Origin of the sequence: Methylobacterium segetis (assembly GCF_004348265.1) — a bacterium.
Classification (GTDB): Bacteria; Pseudomonadota; Alphaproteobacteria; order Rhizobiales; family Beijerinckiaceae; genus Methylobacterium; species Methylobacterium segetis.
This window is the reverse complement of the sequence record NZ_SMNT01000032.1, coordinates 13,088-30,605: the sequence shown is the minus strand read 5'-3', so window position 1 is coordinate 30,605 and position 17,518 is coordinate 13,088. Positions and strand designations below refer to the sequence as shown.

Here is a 17,518-nt window from a genome sequence, read left to right as displayed (position 1 = left end):
GGCTTCAGGTGGGGCTGGTGCGTGTTCGAAGTCGCGCCGTTGCGGCCGCTTCTGCGCCCCTAGAGCCGTCTCCGTCCGGTTGTCCGTGTGGTCGCCACTAGGCCTCGGGCCGAACCGGTCCCGGGGTCATCGTCGCGGCACTCTGCTGAGGTGGCGTCATGCCCGTCTCCTTCAGCCCGATCTCCCGGCTCGCACCGGCTCCGTCGCATCCGGGCTCGCCCGCGTGGCAGGGAACCACTTCCGGTGCGGCCTGTGCTTCCTTTTCCGAAGCACACGCGTAGCCTGCGAGCGTATTCGCACTCAGTCAAGTCGGAAAATGCGGCGACGCTTGACGTTTCTCATCGTCGCTCTGCTCTTCGCATTGCACCTCCAGCTTGCAAGAACTTACGCCAATGTTTTGCTGCACTGCGAAGCGGACGCTGGGCCGGATCAGTTCTCGCGCGGCGGGCGCCGCCCCTGATCGCGCAGGCGGGCCCAGGCCGTCAGCAACCAGTCGCGCCCGCGCAGGCCGGCCTCGCCCAGGGAGACGGTGCAGGTCATGCCGGCGACGAGGGTGATGCCCTCGGGGACGTGGTCGATGCGGATGCGCACCGGCACCCGTTGGGCGAGGCGCACCCAGGTATAGACGGGGTTCACAGAGGGCAGGCCCTGCGTGCTCGGCGCGGCATTCGCGGTGCTGATGCCGAGCGTCACGCTCTCGACGGTCCCGCGCAGGCTCTCGCCGAACCCCATCAGGACGGCCTCGGCGCGATCGCCGACGCGGATATGAGGCATCTTCGTCTCCTCGAAGTAGCCGTCGATCCAGAACGAGTCCGTGTCGATCACCGCGACGTTGACGGTGCCCTTGGTCGCGTAGTCGCCGTTGCGCAGGAGCAGGTTGGTCACCCGCCCGTTCACCGGCGAGCGCACCTCCGTGCGTGCGAGGTTGATCTTCGCCTGCGAGAGCTGAGCCTTCGCGCTGTCGAGGGCCGCCTCCGCGATCTTGGCGGTGCCCTCGTATTGCTGCTTCTCCTCGACGGAGGTCGAGAGGGTGGTCAGTTGCTCGCGCCGCTGGGCCTGCGTGCGCTTGACCTGGAGGTCGGCCTCCCGGTTCTTCAACTCCGCCTCGGCCGACGCGATCGCGACCTCGTAGTCGAACGGGTCGATCCGATAGAGAATGTCGCCCTGGCGCACGGTTTGGTTGTCCGTGACGCGCAGTTCCACGATCTGGCCCGAGACCTGCGGCGCGACACTCGCAACCTGCACGCGCACCTGCCCGTCGCGGGTCCAGGGCGCGGTCACGTAGTAGGACCAGACGAAGGCAGCCGCCGCCGCCGCGAGGACGAGGACGAGCGCGGTGGCGACGAGCCGGAGGATGCGGCCGAGCCGGACCCGGCGGCGGGCCGGCAGAATCGGCGCGTCGCTGGCGGCCGGCTCCGCGGCGTGGAGCGGGTCGGCGTCTGGGCGGGATCTCGGATCGGGATCGGTCATCAGAACAGGGCGACCATCAGGGCGACGATGCAGATGTAGAGCCCGGCCTCGACGAGGGGCGGGTTGGCGACGTACCGGGCGAGGCGGATCCGCGCGAAGAGGGCGCGCATCAGCACCAGGATGACGAGGGAAGCGGCGGCATAGGCCACGAAGGGTGAGATCAGGATGCCGCCGAGGTCGAGGTCGCGGTGCATGGCGGTCACGATCCCGGCAGGCCGAGGCGGTGCAGGAACCGCCGGTGACGCCCGATGACGTGCGCGGACGCGACGAGGTCGCTCGCCGCGCGGGCGGCGCCGAGCTCGATCTCCCGCCCACGGTGACGCGCCGCCCGCAGGAGATCGGCGGCCGCCTCCGGGATCTCGCCGAACCGCTCCTCGTCGAGGAGCAGGCGCCCCCGCACGGAGACCTGCCTCAGCCCCGGATCGGGCCAGAGCGCGCGCAGTTGCGCGTGCGCGCGCGCCGCGGAGGCCTCGAGTTGCGCGATGGCGAAGGCGAGTTCCAGGCGGCGTTTGCGCACGGGCTCGGACCCCGTATTCACCTGCGCGTACTGGAACAGCCTGTCGCTGTTGAGGCTCGTGCGGGTCGTGGCGTCGCCGCCCTCGCCGACGAGCGCGTCGCGCAGATCCCGTCGCGCCGATTCGAAGGCGTAGCGGCGCGCCTGTTCCGGCGAGACCGGCAGCACGAGGCGGACGGTCAGCCAGAGGATCCCGGCGGCGACGAGCACGAGCAGGGCGTTCTGCACGAACACCTGCAGATCGTAGACCTGAGGATTGGCGGGCGACACGAGGACGGGAAAGAACACGAGCAGGATGAAGCCGATCCCGAAGGTGGCCGGCCGCAGGCTGAGGAAGCAGGCGAGGAAGATCACCGGCGCCATCGCGATGGCGAGGAGCGGGAAGCCCTGCCCCCCGGCCAGCACCACGAAGAGCACGATGCCCGCCGCGGCCGAGGCGAGGCTCATCCCGATAAGCACGCCGTTGGCGAACTTCTTCGGATCCGGGTTGAGGGAGGACAGGGCGCCCGTCGCCGCGACCTGTACCAGGGCGAAGGAGGTGGCGGGCCAGCCGGCGAAGACGAAGAGCAGGCAGGTGAGGCCGAAGGCGAGGGCGATCCGCGCGGCAGCGCGCAGAGCCACCGCGAAGTCGCGGTGCGTCGGCAGCCTCACGTCGCGCAGCGGCCGGTTGCCCTCGCTGAGCGAGCCGAGCCCATCGCGGGCGAAGTCGAGGGCGCGGGCAAGGTCGAGGGCGCGCTGAAGGGCGAGCACCTCGTCGACGTCGGGCTCGTCCCGCATCGCCGCTGTCCGCAGGAGCTCGCAGAGGCGGGCCCGCGCCTCCGCGAGGCTTCGCGCGCTCGGGCGCCCCTCTCCGGTCAGGCGCGCGCAGATCCCGCGGGCCTCCTCGACCGCCGGCGTCGGGGCCCCCATCCACCCGACCGCGATGGCGAAGGTGCGGGCGCAGGCTGAGACGGCGTAGAGCGCCGCGATCGCGCTGCGGGTCCCTGCCGCCCGCTGCGGGCCGTCGTCGAGCTCGCCCGCGACGGCGCCGGCATCGGCCCGCAGGGGGGCGATGGCCCTGATCTGGCCGAGCGCCGCCTCCGGTCCCGGATCGCCCCGCGTTAGGCAGACATGGGCGAAGGCCGTCACCCGGTCGAGGACGTCCGACAGGCTCGTGCGCAGGGATTGCCAAGTCGTGGGCGAGGCGAGCGCGTCGTTGATGAACGTGATGGAGACGATCCCGACCGCGATCGCGGCCACCCGGGATACGGCCGAGTCGAACGCGGCCTCAGGCGTGTCGATGTTGGCGATCGCGATGATCGCCACCGTGTAGCCGGATAGCATCGCGCCGTAGGCGCGGGTGTCCTGCAGGAAGTTGGCAACGAACACGCACAGCGACAGCCACACCGTGAAGCTCACGAGGAGCAGCACGCGGTCCTGCCCGAAAGCGGCCACGAGAAGGAGTGCGACGGCGGCCCCGACGAGCGTGCCGAAGAAGCGGTAGAACGCCTTCGACAGGGCCTGCCCGCGCTTGGGCTGGGCGAGGATTGCCACGCAGACGGCCGCCGACGAAGCGCTCTCGAGCTGAAGCCAGAAGGCCGCGTAGAGCGCGAGCATCATCGCGAGCCAGATCCGCAGGGCGAAGGCCCAGGCGGAGGGGCGAGGCACGACGGCCTCGATCCGGTCGAGCCAGCGATCGATCCGCGACGATGCGGGGGCGACGGCCCCGCTCATCCGGCGAACCCCGAGGCGTCCCGCCCGGGCGGCTGCGCGTGACGGCGGGGGCCAATCGCGCGCGGCATCGTCACACGTCCCTCGGCAGGGGCGCGGCCTCACCGGCGCGCGCCGCGACCCGCGCCTGCCAGAGGCAGAGGAGGGGGGTCAGCACCAGTTCCACTCCGAGGGCCGCGAGCATCGTGAGCGAGGGCAGCCCGGTAAGGTAGAGCCCGAGAAGCCGGGCGAGACCACCGAGCACCACGACGAGGGTGAGGAAGCGGAACAGACGCGTCTTTCCCTCGATGCCGGGCACGCAAGACCAGAACAGCAGGCCGATGCCGGTCAGGAGGCCCGACAGGTAGCGGAAATGACTGTCGGCCGAGACGTTCTCGACGCCGCCCGCGAGTCCGTTGATCCCGAACAACACTCCGTAGAGCCCGGCCGAGATCGGGATCACGGCGGCCAGGGCCACCACGCGTTGCAGGGCGCGTCGCTCACCCATCATTCCTCGCAGCCTCCTCGCCTCCTCCGCCGGCGAAGAACCCGCGGGACGGTCCGGAGGTTCGCTCTCACGCCTTCTGCTGCTTCAGGCGCTTGACGCACTTGCTGAAATATTGCGGCCATTTCGGCCCCTGGGCGGTCTTCTCGGTCGCGGAGAGGCCGCGCCACTCGGCGCCGCACTTCTTCTGGCGCTCGCGGGCCGCACTCTGGCCGGGCGTGAGTTCCTTGGCCGCGGGCTCGGCAGCGGCAGGCTTGGCCGCCGGCGGATCCTTGGCGAGCGCGGGCTGCACGAGGAAGAGCGGCGCGGCGAGCGCCGCGACGATGAGACGTGAGAGCATCGTGATGGATCCCCGACCTGCCGCAGGCCGCGGGCGCGGCCGTGCGCGGCGACCATCACAGCGCCGATGGGCCCGAACGGCAAGAGGGCGTGCCGAGGCGCGAACCCGCCGTCCCCGCCAAGCCGGGCGCGATCTCGCGATCGTGACGGATCCGCGCGGAACCCTTGAGGCCATCCCGGAATCTGGGCTAGCTGCGCGAGGGTCCGCACGGGCCAGGCGCTGAGCCGGGCGGACCGTGGACATCCTTCAGGAGCAGGCACCATGGCCGCCGTCACGGGCACACCCATCGACGTGCACACCTGGAGCACGCCGAACGGCTGGAAGATCCCGATCATGCTCGAGGAATGCGGGCTGCCCTATCGGGTGGTGCCCGTGAACATCGGCAAGGGCGAGCAGATGGCGCCCGATTTCCTGCGGATCTCGCCGAACAACAAGATTCCCGCGATCGTCGATCCGGACGGCCCGGGAGGGCAGCCGATCACGATCTTCGAATCGGGCGCGATCCTGCAATATCTCGGCCGCAAGACCGGCCAGTTCTACCCGGCCGACGAGCGGGCGCGGGTGGCGGTCGACGAGTGGCTGTTCTGGCAGGTGGGGGGCTTCGGGCCGATGCTCGGCCAAGCGCACCATTTCCGCATCTACGCGCAGGAGAAGATCCCCTACGCGATCGACCGCTTCACGGCGGAGGCAAACCGCCTCTACGGCGTGCTTGATCACCGCTTGGCCGGGCGGGACTACCTCGCGGGCGATTACTCCGTCGCCGACATGGCCACGCTCACCTGGGCCAAGTTCCACGAGAAGCAGGGCATCGACGTCGGTCCGCTGCCGAACGTGAAGGCTTGGCTCGACCGGGTCCTGGCGCGTCCGGCCGTGCAGCGGGGGCTCGCCGCGATCTGAGAGGTCGCCCCTCCCCGAACAGGGGAGGGGCGAGGGCCTCACTCGGCAGGCTTGTCGGCCTTGGCGGCGGGTGCGGCCGGCTTCGCGGCGGCTTTCGGCGCCGGCTTGGCGCCGGGCTCCGGTGTCACCACGGCGGCCTGCTGGTTCACGTCCGGCACCTTGGTCCAGGTCTGCGAGCCGCAGAGAACCTTGAGCAGGCAGCCGGTCACGCTGAGCTCGCTGCCGCTCTCGCGCTCCAGACTGACCTGATAGGTCTTTCCCTCGTCGGCGTTGTAGATCTCACCCGAGAACTTGGCCTCGTCCGGCTTCAGCCCATCGATGAGCGGCAGGCCGATGATCGGGCGGGTGCGCTTCTTCGGGTCCGGGTTCTTCAGGTCCGTGCGCGGCGTGCCCGCATCCGTGTTCGGCACCTTGAGCCAGACCACCTTGCCGCAGACATTCGCCTGGGCGGGGCCGCAGCGATCGAGGCGGATCTTCGCCCGGCCATCCTCCGTCAGCCACGTCCCCGAGGGGTCCTTGGCCGTGTCGGCATGGGCCCCCGCGATACCGGCGAGACTGAGGGCGGACGAGAGGGCGATACGCATGTCCTGGTCTCCTGGGCTGGGGCCTGCGCGCAGGCTCGGCGGGAGGGGGGAGTCGGAGGTGCAATCAACGGTGGCTTTCTGGCGATTTTTCGGCAGTGTTGCGGCAACGCCATATTCGGGGTCCGCCGAACATGCTCCGCCCCGGCCCGTGCTCGGGTTGAGAGCGGGCATCGCCCCCGCTATAAGCCCGGCGCCGAAGCGGTTTTCCGCTCGCCCACGCTTTCCCGACACGAGAAACCCGGACGGATCATGGCCACCGAGCGCACCTTCTCCATCCTCAAGCCCGACGCCACCCGGCGGAACCTCACCGGCGCGGTCAATGCCGTGATCGAGGAGGCGGGCCTGCGCATCGTCGGCCAGCGCCGCATTCAGATGAGCCGCGCGCAGGCGGAAAAGTTCTACGAGGTGCACAAGGAGCGCCCGTTCTTCGGCGAGCTCGTCGAGTTCATGACCTCGGGCCCGGTCGTGGTGCAGGTTCTCGAGGGAGAGAACGCGGTTGCGAAGTACCGCGAGGTGATGGGCGCGACGAACCCGGCCCAGGCCGCCGAGGGCACGATCCGCAAGAAGTTCGCCGAGTCGGTCGGCGAGAACACCGTGCACGGTTCGGACAGCGCCGAGAACGCCCGGATCGAGATCGCGCAGTTCTTCCAGGACAGCGACATCGCCGGCTGAGGGCGGACCTGGCGCCGGCGGTCCGCGGTGACCGCCGCGCCACACCGATGCGCCTTCGGCGACGCCGTTTTGCCGGATCTCACGATCGGGATGCGGTGTGGCCGGGGCGCCCTTGACGGGGCGGGGTAGCGAGGAGTCCAACGGCGAAGGTTCCACGCGCCTGCCAACGGACTCATTCCACCATGACCCGCCGCTTCTCCACGCTGATCGCCGCCGGCCTGCTCGCGCTCGGCGCGACCGCCGCCCTCGCCGGTGGCTCCTCGGCTCCCTTCGAGCAGTACCAGCCCGACCCGGCGCTCCGCACGGCACCGAAGGCCAACCTCGAGAGCCGCGTGCGCCACGCCTGCGCGGTGATCCAGGCCCGCCTCACCAGCGCGTCGGAAGCCTCGCTGGAGCGCCCCTGCGGCTGCTACGCCAAGCAGACGCTGCGCACCCTCGACGAGTCCGAGATCGAGGCCTACCGCACGACCGGCTACTTCAACGATTCGGCCCGCGCGAAGGCGCTGTCGGCTCTCGATTCCTGCAAGCTGCAGCGCCCGGTCTGAGCCGCGGCGCTCGTCCCTGACGCGGGAGCATTCCCGCTACGCGACGAGGCTCAGGAGGGCGCCCTGCGCCCGCGGCAGAGCCTCGTCGAACACGACCCGACCCTCTGCGAGCCGCGCCCTCCCTCCTGCCACCAGGGCGAGCGCGGCAGGGTAGAGGCGGTGCTCCTCGACGATTACGCGCGCCGCGAGGCTGTCGGCATCGTCGCCCGGACGGACCGGCACGGCCGCCTGCGCCACGATCGGCCCGGCGTCGAGTTCCGGCACCACGAAATGCACCGTGCAGCCATGCAGGCGCACGCCCGCCGCGAGCGCCTGCTCGTGCGTGTGGGTGCCCCGGAACAGGGGCAGCAGCGAGGGGTGGATGTTGAGCATCCGGCCCGACCACGCCTCGACGAAACCCGGCGTGAAGATCCGCATGAAGCCGGCGAGGCAGACGAGGTCGATCCTCTCCGCTTCGAGCGCCGCCTGCAGCGCCGCGTCGAAGCTCGCCCGGTCGGGATAGGCCCGGTGGTCGATCGCGCGGGCCGGGATTCCCGCCTCCGAGGCGCGCGCGAGTCCCGCCGCCTCGGGCCGGTTCGACAGAACGAGCACGATCTCGGCCGGGAAATCGGGCGCCTGCGCCGCCTCGATCAGCGAGACCATGTTCGAGCCGCGCCCCGAGATCAGGATCGCGACGCGGGGCTTGCGCATGGCGCCCGTCACAGCGCGAGGGCGCCCGTGAAGGTGACGGGCTCCGCCCCTCGCTCGGTGATCCGCCCGAGCCGCACCGGCGCCTCGCCGGCCGCTCTCAGGGCCTCGGCCACCGCCTCGACCTCAGCCGCCGCGGCCACGATCACCATACCGATGCCGCAATTGAACGTGCGGAGCATCTCGGGCTCGGCCACGCCGCCCTCGCGGGCGAGCCAGCCGAAGACGGGAGGCGGCGCGACGGCCGAGAGGTCGATCTCGATGCCGACGCCGTCCGGCAGCACGCGGGGCAGGTTGTCGGGAAACCCTCCGCCCGTGATGTGCGCGAGAGCCTTGATGCCGTGGTTCGCGCCGAGCGCGGCGAGCAGCGGCTTCACGTAGATCCGGGTCGGCTCCAGAAGCGCCTCGCCGAGGCTCACCCCTTGCGCGAACGGAGCGGGTGCGTCCCAGGCCAAGCCGGTCTTCGCCACGATCCGGCGCACCAGCGAGAAGCCGTTCGAGTGCACGCCGGATGAGGGCAGGCCGAGCACCCCATCGCCCGGGGCGATCCCGTCACGCGGCAGCAGCGTGCCGCGCTCGGCCGCACCCACGGCGAAGCCCGCGAGGTCGTAATCCTGGCCTTCGTACAGGCCCGGCATCTCGGCGGTCTCGCCGCCGATCAGCGCGCAGCCGGCCTGCCGGCACCCATCGGCGATGCCCCGCACGATGTCGGCGCCGACGCCGGGCACGAGCTTCCCGGTGGCGTAGTAATCCAGGAAGAAGAGCGGCTCGGCGCCCTGGACGATGATGTCGTTGACGCACATTGCCACGAGGTCGATGCCGATCGTCGCGTGGCGCCCCGTCTCGATCGCGATCTTCACCTTGGTGCCGACGCCGTCATTCGCCGCTACGAGGATCGCGTCCTTGAAGCCCGCGGCCTTGAGGTCGAACAGGCCGCCGAATCCGCCGATCTCGGCATCCGCCCCGGGGCGGCGCGTCGCGCGCACCAGCGGCTTGATCGTCTCGACCATGGCGTTGCCGGCATCGATGTCGACGCCCGCCTGCGCGTAGGTCAGCCCCTTGTCCGTCATGCTCGCTCGTCCCAGCCGCGATCCCGCGGTTCCTCTACCGGGTTGCGGCGGGAAGGGCGAGTCGGCTCCGCCCGCACCGTGCGTCGCCACCCCGAAGGAGAGCCGGGCGTCGCGGCCGCGCCGGTCGATCAGGCTTCTGCATATCCGCTCGCGGATGCTAGCACGGCGGTGGCGTCGGCCGCAGAGGCGAGCCGTGCGCCTTGCCGGTCACCGCATGACCCTTCCGAACCTCATCACCCTCGGCCGCCTCGGCCTCGTGCCCGTCATCCTCGTCCTGATCGGGCAGGGCGCCTGGGGCGCGGCGCTCGCCCTCTTCGTCGTCGCCGGGGCCTCGGACGCGCTGGACGGCTTCCTCGCCAAGCGGTTCGGAATGGAAAGCCGCCTCGGCGCCCTTCTCGACCCCCTCGCCGACAAGGCGCTTCTCGTCTCCGTCTTCGTGGCGCTTGCGACCGTCGGCGCGCTGCCGGTCTGGCTTCTCGCGGTCGTGATCGCCCGCGACCTCATCGTGATCGGCGCGATCCTCCTCGCCCGGCTCAATGGCCGCCGCCTCGCGATCCGGCCTCTGCTCATCGGCAAGCTCAATACGGCGGCGCAGATCGGCCTCGCGACCCTCGTCCTCGTGGCGCGCGCTGGCGACTTTCCCATCGGCGGAGCCGTTCTGGTCGGCTGCTGGATCGTGGCGGGAACGAGCCTCCTGTCGCTCGCCGCCTACGGCCGCGTCCTGCGGGACGGCACCGGATCCCCGGGGGCGCGCCCTTGATCGGGCGCAGCTTCGTTCCCACTCTCGGCGCCGGTCGAACGGTGTAGGAACGGACAGATGCGCGGCAGGACGTTGATCGGGTTCAGCGCGGCGCTCGTCCTGCTGATCCTCCTCTACCTGCTGCGCGACGTGCTTCTGCCCTTCGTGGCCGGCATCGCGCTCGCCTACCTGCTCGACCCGCTGGCGGACCGGCTGGAGCGGCTCGGCCTCGGGCGCCTCGCGGCGAGCCTGCTGATCCTCGCGCTCTTCGTCGTCGTCCTCGTCATCACGCTGCTGATCGTGATCCCGCTCGCCGCGAGCCAGATCGCCGCGCTGATCACCACGCTGCCCGGCACGATCTCACGCCTGCAGGGGATCCTGGCCGAGCGGGTCGGGCCGCTGCTCCAACGGATCGGCGGCACGGATGTGCTCACCGAGCTGCAATCCTCGGTCGGCACGCTGGCGAGCCAGGGCGGCGCGTGGCTCCTCACCTTCCTGAAGTCGCTCTGGTCCGGGAGCCAGGCGCTGATCTCGATCGCTTCGCTCCTCGTCGTGACGCCGGTCGTCGCCTTCTACATTCTCGTCGATTGGGACCGGATGATCGCCAAGCTCGATTCCTGGGTTCCACCCCGCCACCGCCCGGTGGTGCGTCGTCTCGGCCGTGAGATCGACGGCGCGATCACCGGTTTCGTGCGCGGGCAGACCCTCGTCTGCCTGATCCTCGGCACCTTCTACGCGGTGGGCCTCTGGCTCGTCGGGCTGAATTTCGGCGTCCTGATCGGGCTGATCGCGGGCTTCCTCACGTTCATCCCCTATGTCGGCACTCTCACCGGATTCCTGCTCTCGGTCGGCGTCGCCCTGGTGCAGTTCTGGCCGGGCTCCGACTGGCTGCATATCGGCCTCACCGTCGGAGTCTTCCTGGTCGGGCAGTTCCTGGAGGGCAACATCATCTCGCCGAAGCTCGTCGGCGAGTCGGTCGGCCTGCATCCGGTCTGGCTGATGTTCGCGCTCCTCGCCTTCGGCTCCCTGTTCGGCTTCGTCGGCCTGCTCCTGGCGGTGCCGATCGCGGCCTCGATCGGCGTGGTCGTGCGCTTCGCCATCGAGCGTTATCTGCAGAGCCGGCTCTACCACGCCGACGAGCCGCCCCTCCTGCCGCATCGGGACGGCATGCAGCCCTTGACGGGGCAGCCGCCCCGGCGAGACTAGAGCCCGCATGCGCGAGAACGCACCGCCCCGACAACTCACGTTCGATCTGCCCCTGGACCCGCGCTACGGCCGCGAGGACTTCCTCGTGAGCCCCGCCAACGAGGCGGCCTACGCCCTGATCGAGGCGTGGCCCGATTGGCCGGATACGGTGCTCGTCCTCACCGGCCCGTCAGGCAGCGGCAAGAGCCATCTCGCCTCGATCTGGGCGACGCGGGCCCATGCCTGGACCGTGACCGCCGCCGAGGTCGGCGCCGCCAGCGTCACGCACCTCGTCTCGAACGGCGCCCTCGTCGTCGAGGATGTCGACAGGGCCGGGAGCCTCGACGAGGCCGCCCTGTTCCACCTTCTCAACCTCGCCCGCGAGCGGCGCTGCCCGGTGCTGGTCACCAGCGCGGAGCCCGTCGACGGGCTCGGGATCCGGACGCCGGACCTGCTCTCGCGCCTGCGGCTCGCCCCGGGCGCGAGCATCCTGCCCCCGGACGACGCCCTGCTCAGGGCGGTGATCGTGAAGCTGTTCGTCGACCGGCAACTCGTGGTCGATCTGAGCGTCGTCGATGCTCTGGCGCTCCGCATCGACCGGTCGCTCGCCCGCGCCCGCGAGGTCGTGAGCGAGCTCGACCGCGACGCCCTCGGCCGAGGGCGCCGGATCACCCGGCCGCTCGCGCTCGCGGTGCTGGAGCGCCTCGGGATGCAGGAGGAGGGCGACTGAGCCGGCCGACGGCGAATTCGGCGGCCGGCGTCACGGAACTGTCAAATCAATGCCGGGCGCGCGTGCTAGTGAGCCCGCCCGGAAGACGGCAAGCGGAGGATGAAGGGTGTCGGAGATGGAGCCGAGCACGGACGCACGGGAGAACGAGGCTCCGGAGGCCGTCGAGATCCGCGATCCCGCCGCGCCGTCCCGCCGGCGCGCCCCGGCGCAGGCTGCCGCGGCGCGCACGGCGGCCGTGCGCCGCATGCCCGCGACCCGCGGCGGCGCGTCCAAGGCACCGGCCGAGGCCGCCGATGATTGGCCGGCGACGGCGGAATCCGCCGAGACGCGGACCGAGCCGGCCGCCGACCTCGCCGGCAGCACGGCCCGCGAGCCGGTGCTGGAGGCGGGGCGTCATCTGCGGCACTCGCCCGAGCGCTTCGTCAACCGCGAATTGTCCTGGCTGCAGTTCAACCGGCGCGTGCTGGAAGAGGCCTCCAACACCAATCACCCGTTGCTGGAGCAGCTGCGCTTCCTCTCCATCTCGGCCAACAACCTCGACGAGTTCTTCATGGTGCGCGTGGCCGGCCTGCATGATCAGGTCCGCGCGGGCCTCGTCGTGCCCTCGCAGGACGGCCTGACGCCCTCCGAGCAGCTCCTGCGGATCGGCCACGAGGTCTCGCGCCTCGCCGAGGACCAGCAGGCGCGCTGGCGCGAATTGAAGGCCGAGCTGCACGGCGTCGACATCGACCTCGTCGATCCGGGTGAGCTCGCGGCCGAGCACGGGCGCTGGCTGGAGGATTACTTCCTCAACCACGTCTTCCCCGTCCTGACACCCCTCGCGATCGACCCGGCCCACCCCTTCCCCTTCATCCCGAATCTCGGCTCCACCATCGCCCTGATGCTGGTGCGCCCGCGCGACGGACGGGTGTTGCGCGCCCTGATCCGCCTGCCGGCCGTGCTCGACCGCTTCGTGCGCCTGCCGGACCTCGCCGGAGATCCGGTCGCCCGCTTCATCGCGATCGAGCAGGTGATCGTGATGTTCACCGGCCGGCTCTTCCCGGGCTATCTCGTCCGCGGCCAGGGCGCCTTCCGGGTGGTGCGCGACTCCGATCTCGAGATCGAGGAGGAGGCGGAAGATCTCGTCCTCCACTTTGAGACCGCGCTGAAGCAGCGCCGCCGCGGGGTGGTGATCCGCCTCGAGGTCGAGGCCGGGATGCCGGAGGATCTCCGCGCCTTCGTGGCGGACGAGCTGGAGATCGCGAGCGAGGCCGTGTTCCTGATCGAGGGAATGCTCGCGCTCAACGAATTGTCGCAGATCGTCGGGATCGACCGGCCGGATCTCAAGTTCAAGCCCTACAATCCGCGCTTCCCCGAGCGCATCCGGGAATCGGGCGGCGACGTCTTCGCGGCGATCCGGCAGAAGGACTTCATCGTCCACCACCCCTACGAGTCGTTCGACTCCGTGGTGCAATTCCTCTTCCAGGCCGCCCGCGACCCGAACGTGGTGGCGATCAAGCAGACCCTCTACCGCACCTCCTCGAATTCGCCGATCGTCGCGGCGCTCGCCGAGGCCGCCGAGGCCGGCAAATCGGTCACCGCCCTTGTCGAATTGAAGGCCCGCTTCGACGAGGAAGCCAATATCCGCTGGGCGCGCAACCTCGAGAAGGCGGGTGCGCAGGTGGTGTTCGGCTTCGTGGAGCTGAAGACCCACGCGAAGCTCTCGATGGTGGTCCGGCGCGAGGGCGACCGGCTCGTCACCTACTGCCATGTCGGCACCGGCAACTATCACCCGATCACGGCCCGCATCTACACGGACCTGTCCTTCTTCACGGCGGATCCCGCCATCGCCCGCGACGTCTCCCGCCTCTTCAACTTCATCACCGGATACGCGGAGCCGGCCGAGCTCGAGCGGATGGCGGTCTCCCCACTGACCCTCAAGACGCGGCTCCTGGAGCATATCGAGGCGGAGGTGGAGCACGCCAAGGCGGGCCGGCCCGCCGCGATCTGGATCAAGTGCAACTCGCTCGTCGACCAGCAGATCATCGACGCGCTCTACGACGCCTCCTGCTCCGGCGTGCAGATCGACTGCATCGTGCGCGGTATCTGCTGCCTGCGCCCGGGGATCCCCGGGCTCTCAGAGACGATCCGGGTGAAGTCGATCGTCGGACGCTTCCTAGAGCACGGCCGCATCTACGCCTTCGGCAACGGTGTCGGGCTGCCCCATCCGAAGGCCACGGTCTACATTTCCTCGGCCGACCTGATGCAGCGCAACCTCGACCGGCGCGTGGAATCGCTCCTGCCGATCCTCAATCCGACTGTGCATCAGCAGGTGCTCGATCAGATCATGCTGGCGAACCTCCTCGACAACCGGCAGAGCTGGCGTGTACTGGCGTCCGGGGCGAGCGAGCGCATGAAGCCCGCGGACGGCGAGGAGCCGTTCAACGCGCACAAGTATTTCATGACGAATCCGAGCCTGTCCGGGCGCGGCAAGTCGTCGAAGAAATCGAGCCCCCGCGCGCTCAGTCGCAGAGCGCAGCGGACCTGAGCCCGGGCCTCGGGCCCGGGATGGGATCCGGCGCGGCGCCTGAGCGAAGCCGAGCCCGCGGCGGCCGCCCGCGGGCCCGAAACGAGGGATACGCGCCTTGGGGCTCCAGCGCACCAACCTGACGCTCGTGCAATCCGACCCCTCCGACGACGGCGAGCGTCTCGCCCCCGTCGCCATCATCGACATCGGATCGAACTCGGTCCGCCTCGTCGCGTATGACGGGCTGACCCGGGCTCCGACCCCGCTCTACAACGAGAAGGTGCTCTGCGGGCTCGGCCGGACTGTGCTGACCACGGGCCGGCTCAACGAGGACGCGACGCGCCGAGCCCTCTCCGCGCTCGCCCGCTTCCGGGTCCTGTGCACGACGATGCGGGTCTCGCGTCTGTTCGTGCTGGCAACCGCTGCCGCACGCGACGCCGAGAACGGCCCCGCCTTCCTGGCGGCGGCGGAAGCCGCCTGCGGGCAGAAGATCGAGCTGCTCTCCGGCCGGCGCGAGGCGGAACTCTCGGCTCTCGGCGTGATCTCGGGCTTTCACGCGCCTGACGGCGTGGTGGGCGATCTCGGCGGCGGCTCCCTGGAACTCGTGGACGTGCGCGGCTTCATCGTGGGGCAGGGCGTGACGATGCCGCTCGGCGGTCTCGCGCTCCAGGACCTCTCTGGCGGCTCCCTCAAGAAGGCGGCCAAGCTCGTGCGCGAGCACCTCAAGAAGGCGGCGCCGCAGCTCGAGACGCTGAAGGGCCGCAGCTTCTACGCGGTCGGCGGCACGTGGCGGGCGCTGGCGCGTCTGCACCAAGCGGCCCGCGGCTACCCCGTCCACGTGATGCACGGCTACAGCGTGGAGCCGACGGACGAGCTGAACTTCCTGGAGATGGTCGAGCAGGTCGACGCGGCGCAGTTGCAGGACGTCGAGTCGATCTCCGAGGCGCGGCGGCCGCTCCTCGCCTACGGTGCCGTGGTTTTGGAGGAGATCATCCGGGCGGGTCGCCCGCGGGAGGTCGCGATCTCGGCCTCCGGCGTGCGGGAGGGCCTGCTCTTCGAGCAGCTCGACCGCGAGACACGACTGATCGACCCGCTGATCGCCGCGGCCTCCGAATTGAACGCCCTGCGTGCCCGTTCGCCCGCGCACGGGGAAGAACTCCTCGCCTGGACCGACCGGTTCGTCGAAACCCTCGACGGGCCGGAGACGGCGGACGAGCGGCGCCTGCGCCACGCCGCCTGCCTGCTCTCCGACATCGGCTGGCGGGCCCACCCCGATTACCGCGGCGAGCAGAGCATCAACATCATCACGAACGCGGCCTTCGTTGGCGTCGATCACCCGGGCCGGGCCTATCTGGCGCTGGCCGTCTATTTCCGCCACGAGGGCGTCGCACCGGAGAAGGCGAGCCCGATGCTGCGCAGCCTCGCCGGCCCTCGTCTGTTCGACCGGGCCCGCCTCGTCGGTGGCCTCCTGCGCGTCGCCTTCCCGATCTCGGCCGGGATGGGCGGGACGCTGGAACGGATGCCCCTGGTGGTGGAGGACGGCAAGGTCGTGCTGCGCCTGCCTCCGGCCTGGGAGGCTCTCGCCGGCGACCGCCTGCTCAACCGCGTCCGCGGCCTCGGGCGCATCCTCGGCCTCGACGGCAGGATCGAGATCGGCTGAGACCGGCCGCGCCCACGCAGCCGGGGCCGCACCGCACTCCGCAACTCACAACCTAGATTATACAATTCAAAGTAGAAGCACGACTTTGTGATCGTGCCTTCGGCTCTGGATTGGTGAAATCGCATCATTGCCCTGGTGCGAAAGCGCCCCATCTCGCGTTCACCCGCCGCGCCAGACGCGGCGCATCGATCGGGAGCGTGACAGGGACACTCGGCAGGCCGTCGTCTCGGTCCGATCCTCGCGATCCCTGGCATGAGGGTGTTCGTCGAGGTTCGGGCCGGCATCGGCAGGAGGGCGTCCCGGTCTCACCGGCGGCGCCATGCGCCTCCGCCGCGCCATTCCCGATCGAGAGCAGATCAATCCTACCGGGATCCCGCGACGCGGTCGGCCCTGCCGCCCGCGAGAGCGGATCCATGTCCGGAGACAAGCACATGACCCTGAATTCCATCAGCGCCGCCGCCAAGGAAATCGCCGGCGATGCCGAGAGTGCGCTCGGCGATGTCACGGGGGATAGCGGGGCCCGGATCGGCGGCCGCCTGCGCTCCGCCGAGGCACGCGGCGAGCGGCTGCTCGCGGGTGCCCGCGAGGCGATCGGCCAAGCCGCCGACGAGGCGGCCGAGCATACGGGTGAAGTCTACGATCGGGGTTTGCGGTCGCTCCGCATGGGCGGCGAGGCCGTCGTGGAGCAGGTCGGCGGCCGACCCATCGCGGCGCTCCTCGTTGCCGGACTCGTCGGATACGGGCTCGGCCTGATCCTGCACGGCCGCCGCTGAGCGACCCTATCTCGCCTGCGCATTCCCTCACACGCCATCGTCTTCAGCAAGGAGTTCCATCTTGGCCCTCTCGTCCTCCGTCGCACCGGCCGAAGCCCGTGCCGTCCTGCTGCATCAGGTCTCCTGGGGCGCGATTTTCGCCGGCGCCGTCGCGGCCCTGGTCGCGCAGATCATTCTCAACATGATCGGCCTCGGGGTCGGCCTGTCGGCGCTCAGCACAACGGGTGCGGGCAATCCGAGCGCCGGCACGGCCTCCCTCACGGCCGGCCTCTGGTGGGTCGGATCCGGCATCGTCGCCTCGTTGATCGGCGGCTATCTCGCCGGGCGTCTGTCGGGGCGGGCGTCCGGTTCGACTGCGGCCTATCACGGCCTCGTCTCCTGGGCAGTGACGACCCTCGTCGTGCTCTATCTCCTCACCTCGACGGTCGGCGGCCTGATCGGTGGCGCCTTCGGCACGGTGTCGAGCGCGATCGGCGGCGCGGGTCAGGCGATCGGCAGTTCGGTGCAGACGGCGGCCCAGGTCGCGGCACCGAACCTGAACAAGATCTCGAACCCTCTCGAAGGAATCGAGCAGCAGGTCCGTCAATCCACCGGCGGGCAGGACCCGGCGGCGCTCCGCGACGCGGCCGTCGGCGCCATCCGCGCGTATCTGTCGGGTGATGCCGGCGAGAAGGCCAAGGCCGAGGATCGGGCCGCGGAGGCGCTGGCCAAGGCGCAGAACATCCCGGTGGATCAGGCGCGGGCCCAGGTCCAGACCTACCAGAAGCAGTACGAGCAGGCCGCGACCGAGGCCAAGCAGAAGGCGCAGGCCGCCGCCGAGGCGACCCGCAGCGCGGCGGCACAGGGAGCGCTCTACGCGGCGCTGGCCCTCGTCCTCGGCGCGCTCGCGGCCTTCTTCGGCGGGCGCCTCGGTGCCGTGAAGCCGGAGGGATACCGGCTCTGAGGCGAGGGC

General features: G+C 70.5%; 18 protein-coding genes. 10 read left to right on the top strand and 8 right to left on the bottom strand.

Annotation, left to right across the window (positions count from 1 at the left end):
• Positions 1–429 precede the first annotated feature (429 nt).
• The 5 genes from E1J50_RS10515 to E1J50_RS10495 form a co-directional block, all read right to left on the bottom strand.
• Positions 430–1,470 carry an efflux RND transporter periplasmic adaptor subunit gene (locus E1J50_RS10515; protein WP_132253237.1) on the bottom strand — a complete coding sequence of 347 codons (1,041 nt, stop codon included), beginning with the start codon at positions 1,468–1,470 and terminating at the stop codon, positions 430–432.
• The gene (locus E1J50_RS10510; protein WP_132253235.1) at positions 1,470–1,664 is read right to left on the bottom strand and encodes a DUF1656 domain-containing protein; all 195 of its coding nucleotides are present in this window, start codon (positions 1,662–1,664) and stop codon (positions 1,470–1,472) included. Before E1J50_RS10510 ends, E1J50_RS10515 begins: the two co-directional genes overlap by 1 nt.
• 5 nt (positions 1,665–1,669) lie before the next feature.
• On the bottom strand, positions 1,670–3,697 hold the full coding sequence (locus E1J50_RS10505; protein ID WP_132253233.1) for an FUSC family protein: 2,028 nt from the start codon (positions 3,695–3,697) through the stop codon (positions 1,670–1,672).
• A 70-nt stretch (positions 3,698–3,767) separates the two neighbouring features.
• The gene (locus E1J50_RS10500; RefSeq protein WP_132253231.1) at positions 3,768–4,184 is read right to left on the bottom strand and encodes a DUF4345 domain-containing protein; all 417 of its coding nucleotides are present in this window, start codon (positions 4,182–4,184) and stop codon (positions 3,768–3,770) included.
• Between the two features lie 64 nt (positions 4,185–4,248).
• Positions 4,249–4,518 (bottom strand): hypothetical protein, encoded by a 270-nt coding sequence (locus E1J50_RS10495; RefSeq protein ID WP_132253229.1) that lies wholly within the window; start codon positions 4,516–4,518, stop codon positions 4,249–4,251.
• A 261-nt stretch (positions 4,519–4,779) separates the two neighbouring features.
• Between E1J50_RS10495 and E1J50_RS10490 the strand changes: the two genes are divergently transcribed.
• On the top strand, positions 4,780–5,415 hold the full coding sequence (locus E1J50_RS10490; RefSeq protein WP_132253227.1) for a glutathione S-transferase family protein: 636 nt from the start codon (positions 4,780–4,782) through the stop codon (positions 5,413–5,415).
• Between the two features lie 38 nt (positions 5,416–5,453).
• Here the strand turns inward: E1J50_RS10490 and E1J50_RS10485 are convergent, their stop codons facing one another.
• A complete protein-coding gene (locus tag E1J50_RS10485) occupies positions 5,454–5,999 on the bottom strand; it encodes a DUF2147 domain-containing protein (protein WP_132253224.1) in 546 nt (181 codons plus the stop codon).
• A 249-nt stretch (positions 6,000–6,248) separates the two neighbouring features.
• Here E1J50_RS10485 and ndk point away from each other — a divergent pair, with 249 nt between their 5' ends.
• On the top strand, positions 6,249–6,671 hold the full coding sequence (ndk, locus tag E1J50_RS10480; RefSeq protein WP_132253222.1) for a nucleoside-diphosphate kinase: 423 nt from the start codon (positions 6,249–6,251) through the stop codon (positions 6,669–6,671).
• A gap of 182 nt (positions 6,672–6,853) precedes the next feature.
• On the top strand, positions 6,854–7,216 hold the full coding sequence (locus E1J50_RS10475; protein ID WP_132253219.1) for a hypothetical protein: 363 nt from the start codon (positions 6,854–6,856) through the stop codon (positions 7,214–7,216).
• A gap of 36 nt (positions 7,217–7,252) precedes the next feature.
• Here E1J50_RS10475 and purN read toward each other — a convergent pair whose 3' ends face one another.
• Positions 7,253–7,918 (bottom strand): phosphoribosylglycinamide formyltransferase, encoded by a 666-nt coding sequence (gene purN, locus E1J50_RS10470; protein ID WP_132253217.1) that lies wholly within the window; start codon positions 7,916–7,918, stop codon positions 7,253–7,255.
• Positions 7,915–8,973, bottom strand: a complete 1,059-nt coding sequence (gene purM / locus E1J50_RS10465) for a phosphoribosylformylglycinamidine cyclo-ligase (protein ID WP_132253214.1) — start codon at positions 8,971–8,973, stop codon at positions 7,915–7,917. The genes purN and purM overlap by 4 nt, the downstream gene beginning before the upstream one ends.
• Positions 8,974–9,187: 214 nt before the next feature.
• Here purM and E1J50_RS10460 point away from each other — a divergent pair, with 214 nt between their 5' ends.
• The 7 genes from E1J50_RS10460 (at position 9,188) to E1J50_RS10430 (ending at position 17,509) form a co-directional block, all read left to right on the top strand.
• A complete protein-coding gene (locus tag E1J50_RS10460) occupies positions 9,188–9,733 on the top strand; it encodes a CDP-alcohol phosphatidyltransferase family protein (protein WP_132253211.1) in 546 nt (181 codons plus the stop codon).
• A gap of 57 nt (positions 9,734–9,790) precedes the next feature.
• Positions 9,791–10,918, top strand: coding sequence for an AI-2E family transporter (locus tag E1J50_RS10455; protein WP_132253208.1), 1,128 nt, complete (start codon positions 9,791–9,793; stop codon positions 10,916–10,918).
• Positions 10,919–10,925: 7 nt separating this feature from the next.
• On the top strand, positions 10,926–11,627 hold the full coding sequence (locus E1J50_RS10450) for a P-loop NTPase family protein (protein ID WP_132253206.1): 702 nt from the start codon (positions 10,926–10,928) through the stop codon (positions 11,625–11,627).
• A 115-nt stretch (positions 11,628–11,742) separates the two neighbouring features.
• The gene (locus tag E1J50_RS10445) at positions 11,743–14,154 is read left to right on the top strand and encodes an RNA degradosome polyphosphate kinase (RefSeq protein WP_425374923.1); all 2,412 of its coding nucleotides are present in this window, start codon (positions 11,743–11,745) and stop codon (positions 14,152–14,154) included.
• 97 nt (positions 14,155–14,251) lie between these two features.
• Positions 14,252–15,793, top strand: coding sequence for an exopolyphosphatase (gene ppx, locus E1J50_RS10440; RefSeq protein WP_132253201.1), 1,542 nt, complete (start codon positions 14,252–14,254; stop codon positions 15,791–15,793).
• 431 nt (positions 15,794–16,224) lie between these two features.
• A complete protein-coding gene (locus E1J50_RS10435) occupies positions 16,225–16,566 on the top strand; it encodes a CsbD family protein (protein WP_132253199.1) in 342 nt (113 codons plus the stop codon).
• A 61-nt stretch (positions 16,567–16,627) separates the two neighbouring features.
• Positions 16,628–17,509, top strand: coding sequence for a PhnA-like protein (locus E1J50_RS10430; RefSeq protein WP_245516514.1), 882 nt, complete (start codon positions 16,628–16,630; stop codon positions 17,507–17,509).
• Positions 17,510–17,518 lie beyond the last annotated feature (9 nt).